Source organism: Aurantimonas sp. E1-2-R+4 (assembly GCF_036549515.1).
Lineage (GTDB): Bacteria > Pseudomonadota > Alphaproteobacteria > Rhizobiales > Rhizobiaceae > Aurantimonas > Aurantimonas coralicida_A.
Genome location: NZ_JAZHLK010000011.1, coordinates 76,312 through 98,710, shown reverse-complemented (window position 1 = coordinate 98,710; position 22,399 = coordinate 76,312). Strand labels below are relative to the sequence as shown.

Here is a 22,399-nt window from a genome sequence, read left to right as displayed (position 1 = left end):
CCCATCAGCGCCAAAATGCCGAAAAGTTCATTGCCCCTGCATCGAGGGCCGCGTAACGTTCAACCCGGCATCGCCGCTCAACGAAGTTCAACAAACTTCGGGACATCCCCCGTCTGCGGCAAATTTCCGATGAAGATCCCGAACCCGATCGCGCGTTAGGCGGGTTGCTGCGGCAAGTTCTGGCGCTCGTGATCTAACGCTCGCAAAATCAAGCCGGGAACGCAGAGGTCCGCTTTTTGATATGTAAGTACATCGCAAAAATCCGTCGACTTCAGAAAATTCCTGCTCGCTCATCCCTCCGGCTCCAAAATTAATAACAATGCGTCCGCTTCAACCTGATCGCCGACGGCGACCAGAAGCTCAAAGACAGTCCCATCGCGGGGGCTCTTTAAAGTGTACTCCATCTTCATGGCTTCGAGAACGATCAGCGCCTCGCCTTTCGTCACCGCGCCGCCGGCCTTGGCGGAAACCAGCTTGACGAGGCCCGGCATCGGCGCGGCGATCCTGTCGCCGCCGCCGCCCTCCTCGGCGTGGGCGCTGGCGCTCCAGCGGGCGAAGCGATGCGCCGCGCCGTTGGCGAACACCGTGACGGCCTCCGGCTCCCGGGCCAGCGCCACACCGAAAATGCGGCCGTCGAGCGACAGACGCACATCATCGCCCTCGACCGCGGCGACGGCAAGATTCAGCGGCTCTTCTCCGGCATCCACGGCGAAACGGCCGTCGCCGCGATCGGCGACCGCCACGTCACGGCGCCCTCCCTCCCCGGTCTCGAACCGCGCCGTCTGGCGCGCGGTGCCCCAGACGCGAAAGCCGCGTAAACGCGTCCAGGGATCGTCGCCGGCCTTGACCGGGACAGGCTCCGCGAGATGACCGAGCTGCGCCAGCGCGGCGGTCGCCACGATTTCCGGCGCGGCCGGCGCGGTTGCCGTCAGTGTCTCCTGATCGCGGCCGATCAGGCCGGTGTCGACATCGCCGCCGGCAAACCCCTCATGCGCCGCGAGCCGGCCGAGAAACGCGACATTGGTCACCGTGCCGGCGATATGCGTTTCGGCCAAAGCCCGGCGCAAGAGCCGGAGCGCCGAGGGGCGGTCGGGACCGTGGACGATCAGCTTGGCGATCATCGGGTCGTAGTGCGGGGTGATCCGGTCGCCCGCGCGAACGCCGGTGTCGATCCGAACCCCCTCGCCCTTCGGGAAGCTGAGATGGGTCAGCGTGCCGGTCGCCGGCAAGAAGCCGCGGGCCGCATCCTCGGCATAGATTCGCGCCTCGAAGGCATGGCCGTGGATCGCCAGATCCTCCTGCGTGAACGGCAACGCCTCGCCGGCCGCGACGCGCAATTGCAGCTCGACCAGATCGAGGCCGGTGATCGCCTCGGTCACCGGGTGCTCGACCTGCAGCCGCGTGTTCATCTCCATGAACCAGAAGCGGTCGGGCCTGAGACCATCGGAGGCGTCGACGATGAACTCGATCGTCCCCGCCCCCGCATAGCCGATCGCCTTGGCGGCGGTGACCGCCGCTTCGCCCATGGCGGCGCGCATTTCGGGCGTCATGCCGGGCGCCGGCGCTTCCTCGATCACCTTCTGATGGCGGCGCTGCAAAGAACAGTCACGCTCGAACAGATGCACGGCGTTGCCGTGGCTGTCGCCGAACACCTGGATCTCGATATGCCGGGGCTTTTCGACATATTTCTCGATCAGGCAGTGCGGATCGCCAAAGGACGCCGCGCCCTCGCGCCGGGCGCCTTCCAGCGCAGCGGCGAACGCGGCCGGATCGTCGACGCGGCGCATGCCCTTGCCGCCGCCGCCGGCCCGGGCCTTGATCAGCACCGGATAGCCGATCTCACCGGCTTCACCGGCGAGAAAATCGGGATTCTGTTCTTCGCCGTGGTAGCCCGGAACGACCGGAACGCCGGCCGCGTGCATCAACTTCTTGGCGGCGTCCTTCAGGCCCATCGCCCGAATCGCCGAAGCCGACGGGCCGACGAAGATCAGCCCCGCCGCTTCGACCGCCGCGACGAAATCCGGATTCTCGGACAGGAAGCCGTAGCCGGGGTGAATCGCCTCCGCGCCGGTCCGCTTCGCCGCGGCGATGATGCGCTCGCCCTTGAGATAGCTCTCGCCGACCGGCGCCGGGCCGATATGCACCGCCTCGTCGGCCATTTCGACATGCAGCGCTTGCGCGTCGGCATCGGAAAACACCGCGACGGTCCGAATGCCCAGCCGCTTCGCCGTGCGGATGACCCGGCAGGCGATCTCGCCACGATTGGCGATGAGCAGAGTGGTGAACAGTCGTTGACGATGCTGTGCCATGCCTACCAGCCGAGGTCGCTGTGCGAGCCCAGCCGCACCAGGGTCAGTTCCCGATCATCCAGCTTAGCATAGATGAGCAGGAGATCAGGCCTCAGATGGCAATCGCGATAGCCGTTCCAATCGCCCGTCAGCGCATGGTCGCGATAGGTCTCTGGCAGATCGTTGTCCTCGATGAGGATCGCGACAACGGATCGCAACTCGGCATCCAAAATCGCGCCGTACCGCCCCTTCGCCATCCGCTTGTAGTCGCGGCGGAAGCGGGCCGTACGTCTAATCGTCCGCATTCAGATCGGCCATGAGGGCGTCGACGCTGTCGAACTTCTCCCCGTCGCCTCGGCGGGCCTCTTCAATGGCCGCGATTGTCTCGACATTCGGAACGAAGGGCGCGAAGGGCAGTCTTTTCTCCCTGGCCACTCGCACCATCAGCATGCGAAACGCATCGGACACCGACAGCCCCATCGTCGCGAGGACCGCGGCGGCCTCTTCTTTGGTTTCCTTGCTGATACGGGCCCTGACTACGGCATTTTCGGCCATGATGCGCTCCTTTGGGCTACAATGTAGCACACTGAGCAATCGGATTCGAGGGCCGCTCCATTCGGGTGGCACCTTATCCTTCCACGCGTGTCGAGACCGGTCTAATGTGATTTCCACCCATCCATGTGCGGCTAGGGTTCCGTTGCCTTCGCAAGCTGGTCCGAGCGCCGTTACGAGCCGTGTACGGCAGACACCTGAAAGACGAAAAACTAGGGGGGATGGCTGGGTGCGCTGGCGCGCGCCTGTTTCATCCTCATCGTCTTCAGGGGCCCTCATGACAGTTTCCGGTTTTGTTCTCGTGCTTGCGGCGGCGTTCTGCCACGCGACATGGAACTTCCTGGTCAAGAAAATCCGGGGCGGCCCCGAGCTGATCTGGCTCTTCACGGTGGTTACGCTCGTCCTCTATCTGCCGCCCGCCGTCTATGTCGTTGCCACAAACCCACCCGATTTCGGTCCATGGGAAATCGGCTTCATCCTCGGCAGTACCGGGCTGCATCTGGGTTATATTCTGCTGCTGCAGCGCGGCTATCGCGACGGCGATCTGTCGATCGTCTATCCGACCGCTCGCGCCACCGGACCATTCCTGGCCACGATCTTCGCCGTCACGATGCTGGGGGAACCGCTGACGTGGCAGATCGCCCTCGGCGCGATCGTCATCATCGCCGGCGTCCTGTTTCTGTCGGGCGGGCTCAAGCGTGGCTCCAAGAGCGTCACCGCCTCGATCCTGTTCGGCGTCAGCGTCGGCTTGCTGATCGCCAGCTACACCGTCTGGGATGCCTATGCCGTCACAGCGTTGCTGATTCCACCGCTGCTGCTCGACTATGCCTCCAGTATCGGCCGGGTGATGTTGCTCACGCCCTACGCGCTGCGACGCCGAGCGATGGTGACGGCGCTTTGGACGCACCACCGGGGGAGCGTCATTGCGATCGCCGTTCTCAGCCCGCTCGCCTACATTCTGGTGCTCTACGCCCTCACCTTCACGCCTATCATCTATGTGGCACCGACCCGTGAACTCAGCGTCGTCCTCACCGTCCTGATGGGCAGCCTGCTCTTGCGGGAGGGTCAGCTACGGCATCGTCTGTTCTGGGCGGCGGTCATCTTGGGCGGCGTGGTCCTGCTGGCCACAGGGTGAGGAGCGGCTCGCGTGATAGCTCCTTGGCCTGCTCAGAGGCCGATTTCATCACATGCGGAACAACCCGAACCGTGTGTCCTCGATCGGCGCGTTCAGCGCGGCGGCGAGCGACAGCGCCAGAATATCGCGGGTTTTGGCCGGGTTGACGATGCCGTCGTCCCACAGCCTCGCCGAGGCATAGAGCGGGTGGCTCTGGCGCTCGAACATCGCGATCGTCGGGCGCTTGAATTCGGCTTCCTCCTCGGCAGACCACTCGCCGCCGCGCCGCTCGATGCCGTCGCGCGTTACGCTCGCCAGCACCCCGGCCGCCTGCTCGCCGCCCATCACCGCGATACGGCTGTTCGGCCAGGTCCACAGGAAGCGCGGCGAATACGCCCGCCCGCACATGCCGTAATTGCCGGCGCCGTAGGAGCCGCCGATCAGCATGGTGATCTTCGGCACGGCCGTCGTCGCGACGGCGGTGACGAGCTTCGCCCCGTGCTTGGCGATGCCGCCCGCCTCATATTGCCGGCCGACCATGAAGCCGGTGATGTTCTGCAGGAACACCACCGGGATCTTGCGCTGCGAGCAGAGCTCGACGAAATGCGCGCCCTTCACGGCGCTTTCGGAAAACAGCACGCCATTGTTGGCGATGATTCCGACCGGCATACCGCGGATATGGGCGAAGCCGCAGACCAGCGTCGGGCCGTAGCGCGCCTTGAACTCGTGGAACCTCGACCCATCGACGATGCGGGCGATCACCTCGCGCACGTCATAGGGCGTCTTGGCGTCGGCGGGCACGATCCCGAGGATTTCATCCGGGTCGTAGGCCGGCTCTTCCGGCGTCTGGAACTCCACCGCCGGCCGCTTGTCCCGGTTGAGATGGGCGACGGCGTGGCGGGCTAGCGCCAGCGCATGCAGATCGTCCTTGGCCAGATGATCGGCGACGCCCGACAGCCGCGTATGGACGTCGCCGCCGCCCAGATCTTCGGCGCTGACCACCTCGCCCGTCGCGGCCTTGACCAGCGGAGGGCCGGCCAGGAAGATCGTGCCCTGCTTGGCGACGATGATGGTCTCGTCGCTCATCGCCGGCACATAGGCCCCGCCGGCGGTGCAGGAGCCCATGACGACGGCGATCTGGGCAATGCCCTTGGCCGACATCTGCGCCTGATTGTAGAAGATGCGGCCGAAATGGTCCCGGTCGGGAAACACCTCGTCCTGGTTCGGCAGATTGGCGCCGCCGGAATCGACGAGATAGACGCAAGGCAGATGGTTCTCGGCGGCGATCTCCTGGGCGCGGAGATGCTTCTTCACCGTCAACGGAAAATAGGTGCCGCCCTTCACCGTCGCGTCGTTGGCCAGCACCATCACCTCGCGGCCCGACACCCGGCCGATGCCGGCGATCAGACCGGCCGCCGGCACCGCGTCGTCATACATCCCGTTCGCCGCGAACAGGCCGATTTCGAGAAACGGCGAACCCGGATCGAGCAGCCCCTCGACGCGGTGGCGGGGTAAGAGTTTGCCGCGCGACAGATGCCGTTCGCGAGCCTTCTCGCCGCCCCCGGCCATCGCGGCTTCGGCGGCCGCCTCGACCGCTTCCATCTGCCGGACCATCGCCGCTCGATTTTCGGAAAAGCTCTCGGAGCGGGGCGAGATGGCGGAGGTCAGGACGGACATGAGGTGCTCAAGATTGGCTGCGGGCGACGCGGTCGTCCCGGACCATAGCCATAGAAGTCCCTGCCCTGCTACCGGTAGTCCGGATTGGGATGATCGAACCGACAGCCGGCCTCCCAGGCGTCGCGGTCGTTGCCGTGCCGTGGCAGGCCGTCGGCATCCTTCAGCATCCGCGCCATGTGCATCAGGTTCCAGGTCATGATGGTGGCGTTGCGCTGGGTGAAATCATTGTCGTATCCCAGCGGCCCGTTGTCCGTCTCGTCGCCGTAGCTCGGCCCCGGCCCGGCCTCGCCGATCCAGCCGCAATCGGCCTGCGGCGGAATCGTGTAGCCGAGATGGCCGAGGGCGTAGAGGCAGGTCATCGCGACATGCTTGATGCCGTCCTCGTTGCCGGTGACGACGCAACCTCCGGTCTTGCCGTAGAAGAAGCTCTGACCCTTGTCGTTCTTCAGCCCGCTCATGCCGTAGAGCCGCTCGATCACCAGCCGGCAGGCCGAGCTTTCCTCGCCAAGCCAGATCGGAGTGCCGAGAACGAGGATCTCTGCTTCTTTCACCGTCTCCCAGAGTTCCGGCCAGGCATCCGTCGCAGCGCCGTGTTCGGTCATGTCGGGCATGACCCCGTAGGCGATGGGATGGTCGACGGGGCGGAACTGGCTGACCGCGACGCCGTTTCGCTCCATGATCTGATGCGGAACCGACAGCAGATCGTCCGTATGCGAGCGCTCGGGACTGCGCTTCAGCGTGCAATTGATAATCACCGCCTTCAAATCGCTGAAGTCGAAATCATGCCCCTTGCAGAGCGCTTCCTGGCGGTCATTGAGGGGCATGGGAGTTCCTTTCGGTCACAGTTTTCGCGCAACTGCGCGGAACGCGGAAAATCGGGCATCCGCCCGCAAGGTCAACCCGTCTCGTGGAACAGCTCGCGGCCGATCAGCATCCGCCGGATCTCGCTGGTGCCGGCGCCGATCTCGTAGAGCTTGGCATCGCGCAACAGCCGTCCGGTCGGGTAGTCATTGATATAGCCATTACCGCCGAGCGCCTGGATCGCTTCCAGCGCCATCTGCGTCGCCTTCTCGGCGGCGTAGAGGATGCAGCCGGCGGCATCCTTGCGGCTGGTCTCGCCGCGGTCGCAGGCCGCCGCCACCGCGTAGACATAGGCCCGGCAGGCGTTCATCGTCACATACATGTCGGCGAGCTTGCCCTGCATCAGCTGGAACTCGCCGATCGGCTGGCCGAACTGCTTGCGCTCATGGACATAGGGAACGACCACATCCAGGCAGGCGGCCATGATGCCGAGCGGGCCGGCCGACAGCACCACCCGCTCGTAATCGAGGCCGCTCATCAGCACCCTGGCGCCGCCGCCCTCCTCACCGAGAATATTCTCATAAGGCACCTCGCAATCCTCGAAGACCAACTCGCAGGTGTTCGAGCCGCGCATGCCGAGCTTGTCGAGCTTCTGCGCGGTCGAGAATCCCGCCATCTGCTTCTCGATCAGGAAGGCGGTGATGCCGCGCGGCCCGGCGTCCGGGTCGGTCTTGGCGTAGACGATCAGTGTCGAGGCGTCCGGGCCGTTGGTGATCCACATCTTGGTGCCGTTGAGGACGAAGCGGTCGTTGCGCTTGTCGGCCTTGAGCCGCATGCCGACGACGTCCGACCCGGCGCCGCTCTCCGACATCGCCAGCGAGCCGACATGCTCGCCGGAGACGAGCTTCGGCAGGTATTTCCGCTTCTGGTCCTCGGTGCCGTTGCGACGGATCTGATTGACGCAAAGGTTGGAATGGGCGCCGTAGGACAGGCCCACCGAAGCCGAGGCACGCGAGATCTCCTCGATTGCGACGCAATGCGCCAGATAGCCCATGGCCGAGCCGCCATACTCTTCTTCGACCGTCACCCCGAGCAGGCCGAGCGCGCCCAGTTCCTTCCAGAGCTCGTTCGGGAATTCGTTGGTGCGGTCGATCTCGGCAGCGCGCGGCGCGATCGTCTCCTGCGCGAAGCGGTGCACCATCTCGCGCAGCGCGTTGATCTCCTCGCCAAGCGCGAAATTCATCCCCTTGTCGAACATGTCTGCTCCTTAAAATCCCGCCGGAGCCAATTTGGCGACATCGGGGATAACCGGCAACATTATTTCCGGCCCCAGACCCGCGCAGCATCGCCGAATGATGATCAAAGGGCTAGTCTGGCGATCGAAGAGCCTTGAAAGTCCGGAGGATGAGATGAGCCAGGCAGCGATCAAACCCCAAGCTTCCGACCAAGGCGAGCGGCGGGCCCTGGTGCTGGAGAAAAAGGGCGAACTCTCGCTTCGCGAGATGCCGGTCGACGAACCACTCGGTCGCCGCGACGTGCGGGTCGCTATCCACACCGTCGGCATCTGCGGCTCGGACGTCCACTATTACACGCATGGCGCGATCGGCCCCTTTGTGGTCAAGGCCCCCATGATCCTCGGCCACGAGGCATCGGGCATCGTTACCGAAGTCGGCGATCGGGTCGAAACGCTCCAAATCGGCGACCGCGTCTGCATGGAACCCGGCATCCCCGACCTGGACAGCCGCGCAACGCGCCTCGGGCTCTACAATCTCGATCCGGCCGTGCGCTTCTGGGCGACGCCGCCGGTGCATGGCGTTCTGAGATCCAGCGTCGTTCATCCGGAGGCGTTCACCTTCAAGCTGCCAGACAATGTCTCCTTCGCCGCCGGCGCCATGGTCGAGCCGCTGGCCGTCGGCGTCCACGCCGTGACCAAGGCGCGCGCGGCGCCCGGCAATGTCGCCATCGTCATCGGCGCCGGACCGATCGGCCTGGTCACCGTGCTCGCCGCTCTCGCCGCCGGCTGCGCCCATGTGATCGTCAGCGATATCGACGATAGCAAGCTGGACCTTGCCCGCACGCTCGGACCGGTCTCAACCGTCAATGTGGCGCGGGACAACCTCGTCGAGGCGGTGATGGCCCAGACCGGCGGCTGGGGTGCGGACGTCATCTACGAATGCTCCGGCGCGGAGCGGGCGATCGCCGGCATTTTCGAGCCGCTCTGTCCGGGCGGTACGGTGGTCTTCGTCGGCATTCCGCTGAAACCCGCCGCCTACGATGTCGCGGCGGCGATGCTGCGCGAAGCGCGGGTCGAGCATGTGTTCCGCTATGCCCATGTCTTCGACCGCTGCGTCGCGATGCTGGCTTCGGGAACGATCGACGTCGCGCCGCTGATTACCCGGACCTTTCCCTTCGCGCAAAGCGTCGAGGCCTTCGAACTGGCCGCGAGCGCACCGAAAGGCGAGGTGAAGATGCAGATCCAAATGGGACTTTGACACCAGCAAGAAGCGCATTTCGCGGAAAAGCGGCGGCGGCCGAGCCTGTTCTTTACCGGTCGTTGGGAATGGTCAGCAGGACCGACAGCCCCTTCGTCCCCTCGACCTCGAGGCTGCCGTTCAGTTTGCGGGCGCAGCCTTCCACGATCCGCCAACCGAGCGACTTGGAATTTCGAAGCACCGTCTCCGGATTATCCAGTCCCGGCCCATCGTCACCGACGCGAAGACAGAAATTGGGTCCCTGCTGATATGCTTGAATGTCCACATGGCCGTTCTCGCCGCCGTATTTCGCGGCGTTGGTCACCAGTTCGTTGACCACCAGCGCGATCTCCGTCGCCGCTTCGAACCCGATAGAAATCGCCTCGGCATGGCAGTCAATCGTTAAGCCACTGGAGCCGAAAGCGGAGGCGAGCCTGTCGGTGAGGCTCTCCAAATGCTGCCGCATATCGACCTGGGTCACGTCTTCAGCCTGATGCAGGAAATTATGTGCGTTGGCAAAGGCCTGTATGCGGTTCGTCAAAATCCCGAGCGCTTCCTGCGTCTCCTCCGATTTGGCCTGCCGCGCCTGCATCAGCGCCAACGACTGGATGATCGCCAGATTGTTTTTGGTCCTATGATGGATTTCGCGCAGGAGGAATTGCTGTTCGGCCAGGGAATCGCGCAATGCGCGATTCTGCTCGGCGAGTTCTTCGATCGGGGAGCCTTGCGCGGCGTCGATGAGGGCGCCGGCAGTCGCCTTTGCGAGATCGTCGGTGTCGCGATTCCCATTCAGGTGAAGCCCAAGCGTCACCAGTGTGCCGCCCGCGCCGGTCTTCAGGTCGAAATAATCGACCAGCTTCTGCGAGCCACTTAGGCCCAGACCGAGCCCGGTGTGTGCCTGATGCCGAGCCCGTAGCATCGTTTCGACGGCAGCGATCCCAGGCCCCTTGTCCTGCACCCTGGCCATCAGCCGGGTCCTGTCTTCAGGGCGGTCGAAGGCGAATTCGGCAACTCCCCCGCCCGCATATTGGAGCGCGTTGCGGGCAATCTCCGACACCGCCGTCGCAAAGCGAATCTGATCACGCGTAGCAGCGCCGGCGACCTGCGCGGCAAGGCGCGCGGTGCGGCGTGTATGCGTGACGTCCGCGTCCCGCTCGACACGAATCGACGTGACGACCGCCTTCACTGCCTTGCTCGCGCGACAACCACGCCGCAGTCATCGGTTCCCCGCCGCCTCCGCTTGTAAAGCGTCGCGGCAATTGTCATCGGCTCGCGAAAAAACAGCGACGACGGTTCCGGTACACGCTCGCTGCCCCGCAGACCATCGGTCGAAAGCACCAGCATTCCTTCCGCCGGCCAGTTGTGCTCCGTCACCCGAGGCTGTTTGGCGCTCGCGCCCACGATGCCCGGCGTCGATGGAATGCCGTGGCGAGCGCCGTCAGGGGACAATATTTCCCCCCGAACATTTCCGAGTGACATCGCCCGTAGTTTGCCGGCGGTATGCGGCAGCTCGACGAGTAAAGCGGCGGCACCGCGCCCGCCGCTCAGGGCCGCCGAAATTTCTGCCGCCGTCGCCTCCAGCGAGGCTCCCGTCGACCGCTCGAAGGCCTCGACACCTTTTTTAGCCTCGACCGCCGCCGCGGGTCCGTGACCCAGAACATCCATCAGCATGATCATCGTATGGCGCGCCTCCAGGCGCAGATCGAAGGCGTCCCCGCCCTCGGAGAAATCCGGCTTCGGGACGATCAGGCCGACGGCCTCCAAGGCTTTCCCCAAGTCCTGCTTCAGCTTGCCAATGGTGATCGCAAGCGTCGTGCCCTTCGGGTCGCTGTAGATGTCAAAGGCGTCCGACATGCGCGCGATCGCGCCGAGCCCGCCGCCCAATCCTCGTTCGCCCCCCTGCGCCGTCGTATAACCGTCGGTCATTGCAGCCTGGATATCCGACAAGCCCGGTCCGTCGTCGAGAACGATGACGTCAAATCGCGGCGCCGCGCCCTGCGCACACGGGATCAGAATCATCTCGCCCCCGCGGGCGTGCCGGACCAGATTTGTTGCCGCTTCGGTGACCACTAATGCCAGCCGGTCGCGGTCGTCGGCGGACAAGCCGATCGTCTCGGCTTCGTGGAGAGCTTTTCTGCGCGCCGCACCGACTTGGCTGATTTCCGTGACTTGTAGCGAGATCATCGGGCAGCGGACTCCAATATGACGGTTGTCCCGCTCTCGCGGGACGATTCAACCTCGAGCCGGTCGACCAGGCGGCGGGCGCCGCTCAAACCGAGCCCCAACCCGCCTCCGGTCGTAAAGCCGTCCGTGAGAGCCTGCTTGATGTCGTCAATGCCGGGGCCTCGGTCCGAGCATGTAGCAACGACCTTGCGGAACGACCCGTTCCCGATAATCGCAAATGAAATCACACCTCCGCCACCGTAGACGATCGCGTTGCGGGCGATCTCCGAGACGGCGGTGACGAACTTCGTTCGTTTGATCACGCTGGCGCCCAGAGACGCCATCGCTTTCATTGCGGCTTGGCGCGCGAAAGCCACATCGGTGGCTCGGGCGAGCCTGACGGTCACAACTTCCTCGCTCACGGATCGCTCAATGCTCTATTGGTGAAGGATCAGATCGATTGCCCTGTCCGCGTTCAGTGCCGTCTCGACGCCCTCCAGCGTCATGCCGAGTTCGACGAGAGTCATCGCCACGGCCGGACGCATGCCGACGACGATCGTGCGCGCATTCATCATGCGCGCCATCTGGGCCATGGCGCCCAGCATCCGGCCGGCGAAGGTATCGACGATCTCAAGACTGGAGATGTCGATGACGACACCACGGGCCTTGTGCCGCGCCACTTCCTCGACGAGTTGATCCTGGAGAGTCACGACCCCTTGGTCATCGAGATCATCTCGGATCGCGACAACCACGCATCCGGTGATCGTGACAATGGGGGTGGTGCCGAAGGAAGGTTCCACCCCTTAACTCTCCTTCACGGAGACGCCGATGCGCTCGAAAGCATGGGCGAGGCCGCTCTGCAGATCGACGCGCGTGACGATATTGGGCAGTTCCACGCCGAGATTGACGATCGTCTGGGCGATTTTCGGGCTGATACCGCAGATGACGCATTCGGCCCCCATCAATCGTACCGCCGCCGCCGTCTTCAAGAGGTGCTGGGCAACCAGCGTATCCACAGTCGAAACGCCCGTGATGTCGATAATCGCAACTTCGGCTTCCCACTGCACGATCGAGTCGAGCAGATTCTCCATCACCGCCTGGGCACGGAACGAGTCGAGGGTCCCGATCAGCGGAACCGTGACGATCCGATCCCAGATCTTGACCACCGGCGCGGAGACCTCGGTCATCTCGGCCTGCTGGCGTTCGATCACCGCCTCGCGCTTCTGAACGAGGTACTCGACGGCCTGAAGCACGATCTGATCGACGACCCGCGTGGTGTTCCAGATCTCGTTTGAGAAGGCTTGCGGGCTGTCAGCGAGGATCGACCGCAACTGATCGAACAAGGGCTGCTTGATCGAAGCGATGAACCAGCCCATTTCCTTCGGGGAAACCCCGCGCTGGGTGCGGCTCTCCGTGATCGCCTCCAGAGTCTCGCGGAATTGATCCCACGCTGGCTTGCCGAGATCGAAACCCTCGTCGACGGCGGCGTTTTCCATCGCCCCCGTAAGGACACTCAGAAGCTCCCGGCTCTGCTGCTCGGTTTCCTTGGCGGAAACGAGATCCGTTCGCTTGACGCCTTCCCGCGCCTGGGCCTTTAGCCATCCAGCGAGGACTTTCTCGAAGTCCGCGCGGAGAAGCGCCACGGTCGGTGATGTTTCGACTGCCATTTCATGCCCTTACTATCAGCGTCCCTGCCCGTCTATCGCCCGGTGCGGCCGTCGACGCAATCCGGTTTGTACGCATTTGGCCAGATTGGAAGTTTTGGCAATGGCTTTTTGCCTCTATCGCGGACAGGTTCTGCGCACATATTTTCGCACCAAAGCGGCAGCCATCTGCGGGTGCAGCGCAATATCCACGCGTGAATTCTCCACCATACATGCTGCAATGCAGTATTACCGCAGACTTCGGCGGTCATCCGAAAGTACTATTGGCGAACGCTCCCACTTCGGAAACGATAGCAGGCGTTCAAGCTGATTGTCGGCGTTCAGCGGCCACACGGTCGACGTCCGGCGCTCGGCCGGAATCCAATAATTCGGGAGGTCACCAATGGCATTTTTCAAGGACGGATGGACCCGTCGGCAGTTACTCACGACGGGCGTCGGCGTTGGCGCCGGCCTCGCCATGCCGCACGTGTTCACACGTGGCGCATGGGCGCAGGACCAGGCTTTTTGCAACAATCCGAACGGCGACACGGTCACCCTCGGTTTCAACGTCCCCCAGTCCGGCCCCTATGCCGACGAGGGCGCCGACGAGTTGCGGGCCTACGAGTTGGCCGTCAAGCACCTCAATGGTGAAGGCGACGGTGGCCTGATCCCGCTGCTCAAGCCGTCAAACCTCAAGGGCAACGGCATTCTCGGCAAGAAGGTCGCCTTCGTCACCGGCGACACCCAGACCAAGTCCGACGCGGCGCGGGCCTCGGCCAAGCGGATGATCGAAGCCGACGGCGCGATCATGATCACCGGCGGCTCGTCCTCGGGCGTCGCGATCGCGGTGCAGTCGCTCTGCCAGGAGATGGGTGTCATCTTCATGGCGGGTCTGACCCACTCCAATGACACCACCGGCAAGGACAAGCGGCGCTACGGCTTCCGCCATTTCTTCAACGCCTACATGTCGGGACAGGCGCTCGGACCGGTGCTCGCCGAGGAATATGGCAAGGATCGTGTCGCCTACCACCTGACGGCCGACTACACTTGGGGCTGGACCCAGGAAGAATCGATCAAGAACGCCACCGAGGCGCTCGGCTGGAAAACGGCGCAGGCCGTTCGCACGCCGCTCGGCGCCGGCGATTTCTCGCAGTATCTCACGCCGGTGCTCAATTCCGGCGCCGATGTCCTGATCCTCAACCACTACGGCGGCGACATGGTCAATTCGCTGCGTCAGGCCGTCACTCAGTTCGACATGAAGAGCAAGCAGGTCAACGGCAAACAGTTCGAGATCGTCGTACCGCTGTTCTCCGAGTTGATGGCGCAGGGCGCCGGTGAAGCCGTGAAGGGTATTCTCGGCACCGCCAACTGGGATTGGAAACTCGACAACGAGGCCTCCAAGGCCTTCTCCAAGTCGTTCGGCGAGGCCTACGGCCGTCCACCGTCGCAGGCTGCACAGACCTGCTACGCGCAGACGCTGCTCTATGCCAACGCCGCCGAGACTGCCGGCACCTTCTATCCGCCGGAATTGATCAAGGCACTTGAGGACTTCGAGTTCGACGGGCTCGGCAACGGGCCGACACTGTATCGCGGCGCCGATCACCAGTGCTTCAAGGACGTTCTGGTGGTGCGCGGCAAGCAGGAGCCGACCAACCAGTTCGATCTCATGGAGATCGTCAAGGTCGTGCCGCGCGACGAGGTCACCTACGATCCGGAGATCTTCGGTGGTGAACTCGGCCCCTCGGAAGTCAAAGGTTGCGCGGCCTGATCCAGGGCTGACATGATGAGGGCCGCCGACCGAAGGGCCGGCGGCCCATCAAGCTTTCGCGAGGATCGATAGGATCGATCAGAGGGACCTATGGACGCCATTATTCTTCAGGTCTTGAACGGGCTCGACAAGGGCGGCGCCTACGCGCTGATCGCCCTCGGCCTGACATTGATCTTCGGCACCCTGGGTGTGGTCAATTTCGCCCATGGCGCGCTGTTCATGCTCGGCGCCTTCTGTGCCGTGGCCTTCACCAAATTGCTGACGATCTCCGAGCGGATCCGCGACGAGAGCGTCACGTTTTTCGAGGCCTACAAGGAAATTCCCTATCTGGAGATCTGGTGGGGAGACACCGGCCGCGCGATCGTCGACTGGGCTGTCCCCCTGTCGGTCCTGGTGGCGATCCCGGTCATGCTCTTGATCGGCCTCGCCATGGAGCGCGGGCTCATCCGCTTCTTCTACAAGCGCAGCCATGCCGAGCAGATTCTGGTGACCTTCGGCCTGGCGATCGTGTTGCAGGAGATCGTCAAGCACTATTTCGGCGCCAACCCGATCCCGCTCACAGCGCCCCCGGCGCTGGCCGGCAGCGCCGACATTGGCCAATGGTTCGGGGTCACAGGCATCAGCTATCCGATGTGGCGGATCGTCTATTTCCTGTTCTCGCTCGTCGTCATCGCCGCCGTCTTCGCCTTCTTGCAACTGACCACCTTCGGCATGGTCGTCAGGGCCGGGATGGCGGATCGCGAGACCGTCGGCCTGCTCGGGATCAATATCGGCCGCAAGTTCTCGATCGTCTTCGGGCTGGCCGCGGTCGTCGCGGGCCTTGCCGGCGTCATGTACACGCCGATCCTCGCGCCGAACTACCATCTGGGGATGGATTTCCTGGTCTTGTCATTCGTCGTCGTCGTCGTCGGGGGCATGGGATCGCTTCCCGGCGCGGTGGTTGCCGGCTTCTTGCTGGGAATCCTGCAGTCCTTCGCCTCGCTGACCGAGGTCAAGGACATCGTTCCGGGCATCGACCAGATCATCATTTATCTCGTCGCCGTCGTCGTCCTGCTCGTCCGTCCACGCGGCTTGATGGGCCGCAAGGGCGTCATGGAGGTCTGATCCGATGAACAGCGCTGTTTCACCCTCCGTATCGACCGCCGAGACCGGTCCGCATCGTTCGACTCCGCCGGCAGCCAAGCGCCAGCGCGGCTTCTTCGAGGGGCCGATGGGGGATTATGTCTATGTCGCGCTTTTCGCGGCGGCGATACTGACCATGCCGATCTGGCTGGCGCCGATCGGCGCCGGTTATCCAGACATCCTGCAGAAGTTCGCGATCTTCGGGATCTTCGCGCTCGGCTTCAACATCCTGTTCGGCTTCTCCGGCTATCTGTCCTTCGGCCATGCCGCCTTCCTGGGAGCGGGCTCCTATGCTGCGGTCTGGATGTTCAAGCTCTTGTCGATGAACGCCGTCTTCGGGCTGGTCTTCGCGATCCTCGTCGCCGGCGTGTTCGCGCTGGCCATCGGCTTCGTCAGCCTGCGCAGGTCGGGCATCTACTTCTCGATCCTGACGCTGGCCTTCGCGCAGATGTCCTACAACCTCGCCTATTCGGTGCTGACGCCGATCACCAATGGCGAGACGGGCCTGCAGATCTCCCGCAGCGATCCGCGGATCATCGACCGCGCCTTCGGCACCGCCTCCGCGTCGCTGCCATCGCCAAACTTCTTCGGAATCGAACTGCAGGGATGGGCCGGCTTCTATTTCTGCGCGATCCTTTTGATCCTTGCCTTCTTCCTGGCGATGCGGATCAAGAATTCGACCTTCGGCATGATGTTGCTCGCCATCAAATCCAACCAGAACCGGATGGCCTTCACCGGCTTCAACACCCGGCCCTATCTACTCACCGCCTTTGTCATTTCGGGCATGTATGCCGGCCTTGCGGGCGGTCTTCTGGCCGTCACCGACCCGCTGGCGGGCGCCGACCGCATGCAGTGGACCGCATCGGGCGAAGTCGTTCTGATGACCATCCTCGGTGGCGTCGGCACGCTGCTCGGGCCGGTCATCGGCGCGGCGGTGATGAAATATCTCGAGCAGATCTTCTCCTCGTTCAACGACAGCTTCCTCTATCGCACCTTCGACTTCCTGCCCGACTGGGCGCAGGAGACGATGGTGGCGATCACCAGCCCCTTCGTCGGCGAAGGCTGGCTGTTGACGCTCGGCCTTCTGTTCATGATCCTGGTGATCGCGCTGCCGGGCGGCATCATGGAAGGACTGCGCCGGATCGGCGGCATCGTCCGCAGGCCGAAGACGGCGGGCAATAAACAAATGCCCGACATGCCGCACTCGGCCCATTCGGCCGCGGAATAGAGGAACCGGCATGGATATTCTCGCGATCAGCGGCGTCAACAAGCGCTTCGGCGGGCTCAAGGCCCTCGACAACGTCAATCTGAACGTCAAGGAAGGGACGATTCACGCCATCATCGGCCCCAACGGCGCCGGCAAGTCGACGCTGCTCAATTGTCTGGTGGGGCGCATCGTTCCGGATGAAGGCTCGGTCGAGTTCAACGGCCATGGGCTGCTCGGCCGCCATCCGCACCAGATCAATCAGGCCGGCATCGCACGGGTGTTCCAGACGCCGGAAGTCTTCGGCGAGATGACGGTGATGGAAAACGTCATGATCCCCGCCTTCGCGTCGGCGGACGGGGCCTTCCGCATCAATCTGTGGAAGCGCGCGGCGGACCGCCGACAGGTTGAGGCGGAAGCCGAGGAAATCCTGGAAGACCTGCACCTAGCGGACCAGCGCGACCAGATCGTCAATTCGATGTCGCGCGGCGACAAGCGGCGCCTGGAGCTGGCCATGTGCCTGGTCCAGAAACCCAAGCTGCTGCTGCTCGACGAGCCGACCGCCGGGATGTCGCGCGCCGACACCAACAACACCGTCGAGCTGTTGAAGAAGATCGCCAAGCGCAAGATCACCAAGGTGATCATCGAACACGACATGCATGTGGTCTTCTCGCTCGCCGACACCGTGAGCGTCATGGCGCAGGGGACCGTCATCGCCGAGGGCACGCCGCAAGACATCAAGACCGATCCGCGCGTGCAGGAAGCCTATCTCGGGGGAGCGCATCTATGAGCGAGACCATCGCCACGACGGAACGCCCGGCCTCCCCTCGCCCTGCGGCCGGGACCGGTGCGACGCCGTTCTTCGCCGCGCGGGACCTGCACGCCTATTACGGCGAAAGCTACATTGTCCAGGGCGTATCCTTCGAGGTGCGCGAGGGCGAGATCCTGGCGCTGCTTGGCCGCAACGGCGCCGGCAAGACCTCGACGCTGCGCACCATCGCCCGCGCCGGGCAACCCGAACTCAAGCGCGGCGAGATCTGGCTGGAAGGCCAGCCGCTGCACGAAATGCAGAGCTATCAGGCGGCCCAGGCCGGTATCCAGCTCGTTCCCGAGGACCGGCGGATCATCCCGGGCCTGACCGTCGAGGAAAACCTCAAGCTCGCCCAGATCGAAAAGCCAATCGGCTGGACNCCCGAGGACCGGCGGATCATCCCGGGCCTGACCGTCGAGGAAAACCTCAAGCTCGCCCAGATCGAAAAGCCAATCGGCTGGACGCTGGAGCGCATCTACGATCACTTCCCGCGGCTGGCGGAGCGCCGCACCCAGGAAGGCACGACGATGTCAGGCGGCGAGCAGCAGATGCTCGCGGTGGCGAGGGCCCTCGCCCGCGAGGTGAAACTGCTGCTGCTCGACGAGCCCTATGAAGGCCTGGCGCCGGTGATCGTGCATGAGATCGAGCGGATTCTGGAAGAGATCAAACAGCTGGGCATCACCACGATCCTGGTCGAACAAAACGCCATCGCCGCGCTGCATCTGGCGGACCGGGCGATCATCCTGGAAATGGGCGAAGTGGTTTTCGATGGCACCGCCCAGGAGATCATCGACAACAAGGAATTGCGTCTCCAGTACCTGGCGATCTGACCATGCCTCAGCTCCGGGGGGCCGTCAGGTCTTCATCATGCGCCTTCGTTGGAGTCGATCCGCATGGCGCGAACGACATTGCCGATGACGGCGGCGGGGCGCTTCTCGTCTCTAGGTCCGGTCGGCATTGCCATCCCCCTTTCTCGCTTCACGAAGCCGAAATGATGCGCATCCAAGATCGTCAGCGGTGAATTCGTTAGGGAACTTCTCTACCGCGGCTTCGATTGTCCAATCCAGCAGATTGAGTTTGTGCAGGCGCTTGAAGCCGCTCTGAAGATCACCACTCTGGACAAGTTTGGCTATGGCAGGTCGGGTTCCAAGTTGTTGGCGCATACCTATAAAAATTGTTGGGACGTAGCCTTTCTCACGACCCCTTCGGATCGTTTCGTCAATGAACGCTTCCAACGCGGGACTCGCTTTCGACATCTCGTGCTCCCATGCTTTCCGCGAAGCATATAGAAAATGAGCGATCGGCGCGATTAGGGGCTGTTCCAACTTCAGGTCACAAACTGGAGCCGCACCTTCTAACGTATACATTGCACCCTTCTCCGCGATATGTCATGAGGCCGCAAGGTTGGACCGGCGCGAGCCGCCATTTGGGGGATTCTCATGAACCGCATCGATCTTCAGGGACGCACGGCGATCATCACCGGCGGCGCGCGCGGCATCGGCCTGGCCACCGCCGAGCGAATTCTCGCCAGCGGCGGTTCGGCGGTACTGTGGGATGTCGATGGCGCGGCGATCGAGGAAGCGGTGACTCAGCTCGGTGCGAAGGCCAGCGGCCAGACGGTCGAACTGACCGACGCCAACGCGGTGGCAGCGGCCGCGAAGGACGCCTTCGCCAAGGCCGGAGCGATCGACATCCTCGTCAACAATGCCGGCATTACCGGCGGCAACGGCAAGACCTGGGAGTTGGAGCCCGACGTCTGGCGCAGGACCATCGAGGTCAATCTCGTCGCGCCATTCCTGACCAGCCGTGCGGTCGTGCCGCTGATGCTGGAAAAGGGCTATGGCCGGATCGTCAACATCGCCTCGATCGCCGGCAAGGAAGGCAATCCCAACGCCTCGCATTATTCGGCCTCGAAGGCCGGCCTCATCGGCCTGACCAAATCGCTTGGCAAGGAGCTTGCCGGCACCGGCATCCTGGTCAATTGCATCACCCCGGCCGCCGCGCGCACTGCGATCTTCGACCAGATGAGCCAGGAGCACATCGACTACATGCTGTCGAAAATCCCGCTCAATCGCTTTGTCGAGCCCGCCGAGGTCGCCGCAATGATCGCCTGGCTCGCCTCCGAGGACTGCTCGTTTTCGACCGGCGCGGTGTTCGACATTTCCGGCGGCCGCGCCGTCTACTGAGGCGCCGACGCTTTTCCTGCCCATCACGTTAGAAGGACGGACAACGCACCATGAAACTCGTTCGCTATGGCCCCTCGGGCAAAGAAAAGCCGGGACTTATCGACGCCAACGGCACCCTGCGCGATCTTGGCGCCCATGTCGGCGACATCGCGGGAGACGTCCTCTCCGACGCCGGGCTTGCCAAGCTGAAGGCTCTCGATCCTTCCAGCCTCCCCGCGGTCGACGGCACGCCGCGCATGGGCCCCTGCGTCGGGCAAATCCAGAAGATCCTGTGCATTGGCCTGAACTATTCGGACCACGCCGCCGAGACCGGCGCAGAGCCGCCGAGCGAACCGATCCTCTTCGCCAAGGCGCTGTCCGCGCTGTGCGGTCCCAACGACGACGTCGAAATGCCGCGCGGCTCGCAGGCTCTCGACTGGGAGGTCGAGCTTGCGATCGTCATCGGAGCCAAGGCGAAATACGTGTCCGAAGCCGACGCGATGAACCACGTCGCAGGCTTTGCGATCATGAACGACGTGTCCGAACGCGACTTCCAGACCAAGCGCATGGGCCAGTGGACCAAGGGCAAGAGCCACGACACCTTCGGTCCGCTCGGTCCCTGGTTGGTGACACGCGACGAAGTCGGCGATGTCCACAATCTCGCCATGTGGCTCGACGTCAACGGCGAACGCCGCCAGACCGGCAACACCAACACGCTGATCTTCAACGTGCCGCACATGGTGTCTTACCTGTCGCAGTTTCTCACGTTGATGCCTGGTGACGTAATCTCGACCGGCACGCCGCCGGGCGTGGGCATGGGAATGAAGCCGCCGAAGTACCTGAAGGTGGGCGACGTCATGACGCTCGGGATCGAAGGCCTCGGCGAGCAGAGGCAGACGGTCGTTTCGGCCTGACTCGGCAGTCAGCGGCGGGGATGACCGGCATGGCTCACGAAGCGCCCCCGCCCCTGCCGCCGCCTTATAAATCTGACGCAGTGTCGGCTCACCAGTCCCGACGCCGCGCCAGCACCAGATGACCAGGGGCCGGCTGCCCCTCCTGGAGGCGGACGACGATCGGTCCGCATTCCAGGCAATCGAATCCGTGCGCGGCGAGCCGGTCCCCAAGATACGTCTCGCGGTGATGGAAGCGCTGGTGCAGGCCGACCATGAAATCGCGTCCGGCGAATGTCGCCTCGGACAGCGTCTCGGTTGAAAATCCGAAGATTCCGCCGGGCGCCAACCGTGCGGCGACTCCGGAAAACAGCGCGTCGAGGCCGCCGAGATAAGGCAGCACGTCGGCGGCGACGATCAGGTCGAACGGTTCTTCCTCGTCGAACTCGGCGAGGAAGCCGACTGCCTCGCCGATATAGAGATCGTCGTAGATACCCTTGTCGAAACACGTCTCGATCATGCCTTCCGACAGATCGACGCCGAGCAGTGTCGTCGCCCGATCCCGTAGCGCCTCGCCGGCAAGCCCGGTGCCGCAACCGAGATCGAGCACGCGCTGGTAGGGACCGGGCGCGATCTCTGCGATTCGAGCAGCCATCAGCGCTGGAACGCCGTAGCGGAGCTGGCGCACCAGAATGTCCTCGAACGCCTCGGCATGCTGGTCGAACAGCGTCGCCACATAGGCATCGCCGGCCGATTCCGGAGCCTCGCCCAGACCCATCGCCGCGATGCGGACCGCCGCGCCACCATGGTCCTCGGGATCGATCACCAGACACTCGCGATAGGCTTCGGCAGCGGCCGCGTGCGCGCCGGCCTTTTCCAGCGAAAGCGCCCTTTCATAGGCGTCCGTCAACGCCGCTTCGTCGAACCCGCTCATAGGTACGCTTCCTGGCTCGCGTCCGCGCCGGCGTGCAACGCCGCCGCCAGCGCCCGCGCCGCCCGTTCGATGGTTGCCGCCGGCACGCTGCAGAACACGTCCGGCACCGCTTCGCTCGCGACGGTGTCAGCCACCGCCTCATCGCTCAGCGGAACATGGATGAAACCGAAACGCTGCACGCCGAGCGCTGTGGCATAATGGGCAAGGCGGTAGAACGTATCGTTGCAGAGATAGCCGCCGGCATTGGTCGACCACTCGAAGGAGGCGCCGGCACTGCGCAAGGCGGCGGCGACGTCGTTCCACGGTAGATTTGCAGGCAGCGACTGGGGACCGTCCAGCACCGCCGGGCCCGATGGGAAGCCGCCGACCGCGTCGGCATGGCCGAGCTCGCGACGGTTGCGCGCGACCAGTTCGATGCGAAGGCGTTCGGCGCGCTGGTGGAGGCCGAACAGCACAACGGTCGTCGGGCGCACGGCTTCGATCGCGGCCTTAAGCCGCGACCAGCTCCCCTCCCACTCGACGGGCAGAATCTCAGCGTGGAGACCATCGGAGCGGACTCGCTCGCACTGCAACGCGCGCGCCAGATCCTCGGTCGGATTGCGCGGCGCGCTCGGAAAGGAAGAAAAGCCGGCGAAGAGTAACGACATGGAACGCATGAGCCTGAACAGTGGGCGGTGCGGGAGGTCGGGTGAGACCGCCTGTCCCAAAATGAAACGTGAAGCTTGCCAAGAAACTTTTACTTGCAACGCCCGGCGCGGGATAGCATTCAAGGGATGTTTGGGCAATTTCGCGAACA

General features: G+C 63.8%; 23 protein-coding genes. 9 read left to right on the top strand and 14 right to left on the bottom strand.

Translation table 11 applies throughout. The features are described 5' to 3' along the window. Window positions 1-290: 290 nt before the first annotated feature. Genes VQ045_RS07670 through VQ045_RS07660 form a run of 3 tightly spaced genes read right to left on the bottom strand, consistent with a single transcriptional unit; the run spans window position 291 to window position 2,843 of the window. Window positions 291-2,288 carry an acetyl/propionyl/methylcrotonyl-CoA carboxylase subunit alpha gene (locus tag VQ045_RS07670; protein WP_331829693.1) on the bottom strand — a complete coding sequence of 666 codons (1,998 nt, stop codon included), beginning with the start codon at window positions 2,286-2,288 and terminating at the stop codon, window positions 291-293. Between the two features lie 23 nt (window positions 2,289-2,311). Beyond that, window positions 2,312-2,593 (bottom strand): type II toxin-antitoxin system YafQ family toxin, encoded by a 282-nt coding sequence (locus tag VQ045_RS07665; protein WP_331829689.1) that lies wholly within the window; start codon window positions 2,591-2,593, stop codon window positions 2,312-2,314. Then, entirely contained in the window at window positions 2,580-2,843 is a 264-nt protein-coding gene (locus tag VQ045_RS07660) for a type II toxin-antitoxin system RelB/DinJ family antitoxin (RefSeq protein WP_331829688.1), read from the bottom strand. The genes VQ045_RS07665 and VQ045_RS07660 overlap by 14 nt, the downstream gene beginning before the upstream one ends. A gap of 274 nt (window positions 2,844-3,117) precedes the next feature. On the opposite strand from VQ045_RS07660, the gene VQ045_RS07655 reads away from it, so the two are divergent. Then, the gene (locus VQ045_RS07655; RefSeq protein ID WP_327623100.1) at window positions 3,118-3,975 is read left to right on the top strand and encodes a DMT family transporter; all 858 of its coding nucleotides are present in this window, start codon (window positions 3,118-3,120) and stop codon (window positions 3,973-3,975) included. 48 nt (window positions 3,976-4,023) lie between these two features. Here the strand turns inward: VQ045_RS07655 and VQ045_RS07650 are convergent, their stop codons facing one another. The 3 genes from VQ045_RS07650 to VQ045_RS07640 all read right to left on the bottom strand — a co-directional run bounded on the left by VQ045_RS07650 (window position 4,024) and on the right by VQ045_RS07640 (window position 7,690). Then, the gene (locus tag VQ045_RS07650) at window positions 4,024-5,631 is read right to left on the bottom strand and encodes a carboxyl transferase domain-containing protein (RefSeq protein WP_327623099.1); all 1,608 of its coding nucleotides are present in this window, start codon (window positions 5,629-5,631) and stop codon (window positions 4,024-4,026) included. 68 nt (window positions 5,632-5,699) lie between these two features. Next, window positions 5,700-6,455 (bottom strand): flavodoxin family protein, encoded by a 756-nt coding sequence (locus tag VQ045_RS07645; protein WP_331829687.1) that lies wholly within the window; start codon window positions 6,453-6,455, stop codon window positions 5,700-5,702. A 71-nt stretch (window positions 6,456-6,526) separates the two neighbouring features. Continuing rightward, complete coding sequence (locus VQ045_RS07640; RefSeq protein ID WP_327623097.1) at window positions 6,527-7,690, bottom strand: isovaleryl-CoA dehydrogenase; 1,164 nt, start codon at window positions 7,688-7,690, stop codon at window positions 6,527-6,529. A gap of 151 nt (window positions 7,691-7,841) precedes the next feature. On the opposite strand from VQ045_RS07640, the gene VQ045_RS07635 reads away from it, so the two are divergent. Continuing rightward, the gene (locus VQ045_RS07635) at window positions 7,842-8,924 is read left to right on the top strand and encodes an NAD(P)-dependent alcohol dehydrogenase (RefSeq protein WP_331829686.1); all 1,083 of its coding nucleotides are present in this window, start codon (window positions 7,842-7,844) and stop codon (window positions 8,922-8,924) included. Between the two features lie 52 nt (window positions 8,925-8,976). On the opposite strand, the gene VQ045_RS07630 is transcribed toward VQ045_RS07635, so the two are convergent. Genes VQ045_RS07630 through VQ045_RS07610 form a run of 5 tightly spaced genes read right to left on the bottom strand, consistent with a single transcriptional unit; the run spans window position 8,977 to window position 12,733 of the window. Further along, window positions 8,977-10,089 carry a sensor histidine kinase gene (locus VQ045_RS07630; protein ID WP_327623095.1) on the bottom strand — a complete coding sequence of 371 codons (1,113 nt, stop codon included), beginning with the start codon at window positions 10,087-10,089 and terminating at the stop codon, window positions 8,977-8,979. Further along, window positions 10,086-11,087 (bottom strand): ATP-binding protein, encoded by a 1,002-nt coding sequence (locus VQ045_RS07625; protein WP_331829685.1) that lies wholly within the window; start codon window positions 11,085-11,087, stop codon window positions 10,086-10,088. Before VQ045_RS07625 ends, VQ045_RS07630 begins: the two co-directional genes overlap by 4 nt. Beyond that, on the bottom strand, window positions 11,084-11,488 hold the full coding sequence (locus tag VQ045_RS07620) for an ATP-binding protein (RefSeq protein WP_327623093.1): 405 nt from the start codon (window positions 11,486-11,488) through the stop codon (window positions 11,084-11,086). Before VQ045_RS07620 ends, VQ045_RS07625 begins: the two co-directional genes overlap by 4 nt. 15 nt (window positions 11,489-11,503) lie before the next feature. After that, a complete protein-coding gene (locus VQ045_RS07615; protein WP_327623092.1) occupies window positions 11,504-11,866 on the bottom strand; it encodes an STAS domain-containing protein in 363 nt (120 codons plus the stop codon). A gap of 3 nt (window positions 11,867-11,869) precedes the next feature. Further along, window positions 11,870-12,733, bottom strand: coding sequence for an STAS domain-containing protein (locus VQ045_RS07610; RefSeq protein ID WP_331829683.1), 864 nt, complete (start codon window positions 12,731-12,733; stop codon window positions 11,870-11,872). Window positions 12,734-13,112: 379 nt separating this feature from the next. On the opposite strand from VQ045_RS07610, the gene VQ045_RS07605 reads away from it, so the two are divergent. The 5 genes from VQ045_RS07605 (at window position 13,113) to VQ045_RS07585 (ending at window position 18,444) form a co-directional block, all read left to right on the top strand. Further along, window positions 13,113-14,477 carry a substrate-binding protein gene (locus VQ045_RS07605; RefSeq protein ID WP_327623091.1) on the top strand — a complete coding sequence of 455 codons (1,365 nt, stop codon included), beginning with the start codon at window positions 13,113-13,115 and terminating at the stop codon, window positions 14,475-14,477. Window positions 14,478-14,567: 90 nt separating this feature from the next. After that, window positions 14,568-15,581, top strand: a complete 1,014-nt coding sequence (locus VQ045_RS07600; protein WP_327623090.1) for a branched-chain amino acid ABC transporter permease — start codon at window positions 14,568-14,570, stop codon at window positions 15,579-15,581. A 106-nt stretch (window positions 15,582-15,687) separates the two neighbouring features. Continuing rightward, on the top strand, window positions 15,688-16,827 hold the full coding sequence (locus VQ045_RS07595; protein WP_327623134.1) for a branched-chain amino acid ABC transporter permease: 1,140 nt from the start codon (window positions 15,688-15,690) through the stop codon (window positions 16,825-16,827). A 10-nt stretch (window positions 16,828-16,837) separates the two neighbouring features. Beyond that, a complete protein-coding gene (locus VQ045_RS07590) occupies window positions 16,838-17,593 on the top strand; it encodes an ABC transporter ATP-binding protein (RefSeq protein ID WP_327623089.1) in 756 nt (251 codons plus the stop codon). Further along, the gene (locus tag VQ045_RS07585) at window positions 17,590-18,444 is read left to right on the top strand and encodes an ABC transporter ATP-binding protein (protein WP_331829682.1); all 855 of its coding nucleotides are present in this window, start codon (window positions 17,590-17,592) and stop codon (window positions 18,442-18,444) included. The genes VQ045_RS07590 and VQ045_RS07585 overlap by 4 nt, the downstream gene beginning before the upstream one ends. A 111-nt stretch (window positions 18,445-18,555) precedes the next feature. Here VQ045_RS07585 and VQ045_RS07580 read toward each other — a convergent pair whose 3' ends face one another. Then, a complete protein-coding gene (locus VQ045_RS07580; protein ID WP_331829681.1) occupies window positions 18,556-18,981 on the bottom strand; it encodes a hypothetical protein in 426 nt (141 codons plus the stop codon). A 72-nt stretch (window positions 18,982-19,053) separates the two neighbouring features. On the opposite strand from VQ045_RS07580, the gene VQ045_RS07575 reads away from it, so the two are divergent. Both VQ045_RS07575 and VQ045_RS07570 read left to right on the top strand, forming a co-directional pair. Beyond that, complete coding sequence (locus tag VQ045_RS07575; protein ID WP_327623086.1) at window positions 19,054-19,800, top strand: SDR family NAD(P)-dependent oxidoreductase; 747 nt, start codon at window positions 19,054-19,056, stop codon at window positions 19,798-19,800. Window positions 19,801-19,850: 50 nt separating this feature from the next. Beyond that, the gene (locus tag VQ045_RS07570; protein ID WP_327623085.1) at window positions 19,851-20,693 is read left to right on the top strand and encodes a fumarylacetoacetate hydrolase family protein; all 843 of its coding nucleotides are present in this window, start codon (window positions 19,851-19,853) and stop codon (window positions 20,691-20,693) included. Window positions 20,694-20,781: 88 nt separating this feature from the next. Here VQ045_RS07570 and VQ045_RS07565 read toward each other — a convergent pair whose 3' ends face one another. Next, complete coding sequence (locus VQ045_RS07565; RefSeq protein WP_331829680.1) at window positions 20,782-21,603, bottom strand: class I SAM-dependent DNA methyltransferase; 822 nt, start codon at window positions 21,601-21,603, stop codon at window positions 20,782-20,784. After that, entirely contained in the window at window positions 21,600-22,250 is a 651-nt protein-coding gene (locus VQ045_RS07560) for a pyroglutamyl-peptidase I family protein (protein WP_327623083.1), read from the bottom strand. The genes VQ045_RS07565 and VQ045_RS07560 overlap by 4 nt, the downstream gene beginning before the upstream one ends. Between the last annotated feature and the right edge of the window lie 149 nt (window positions 22,251-22,399).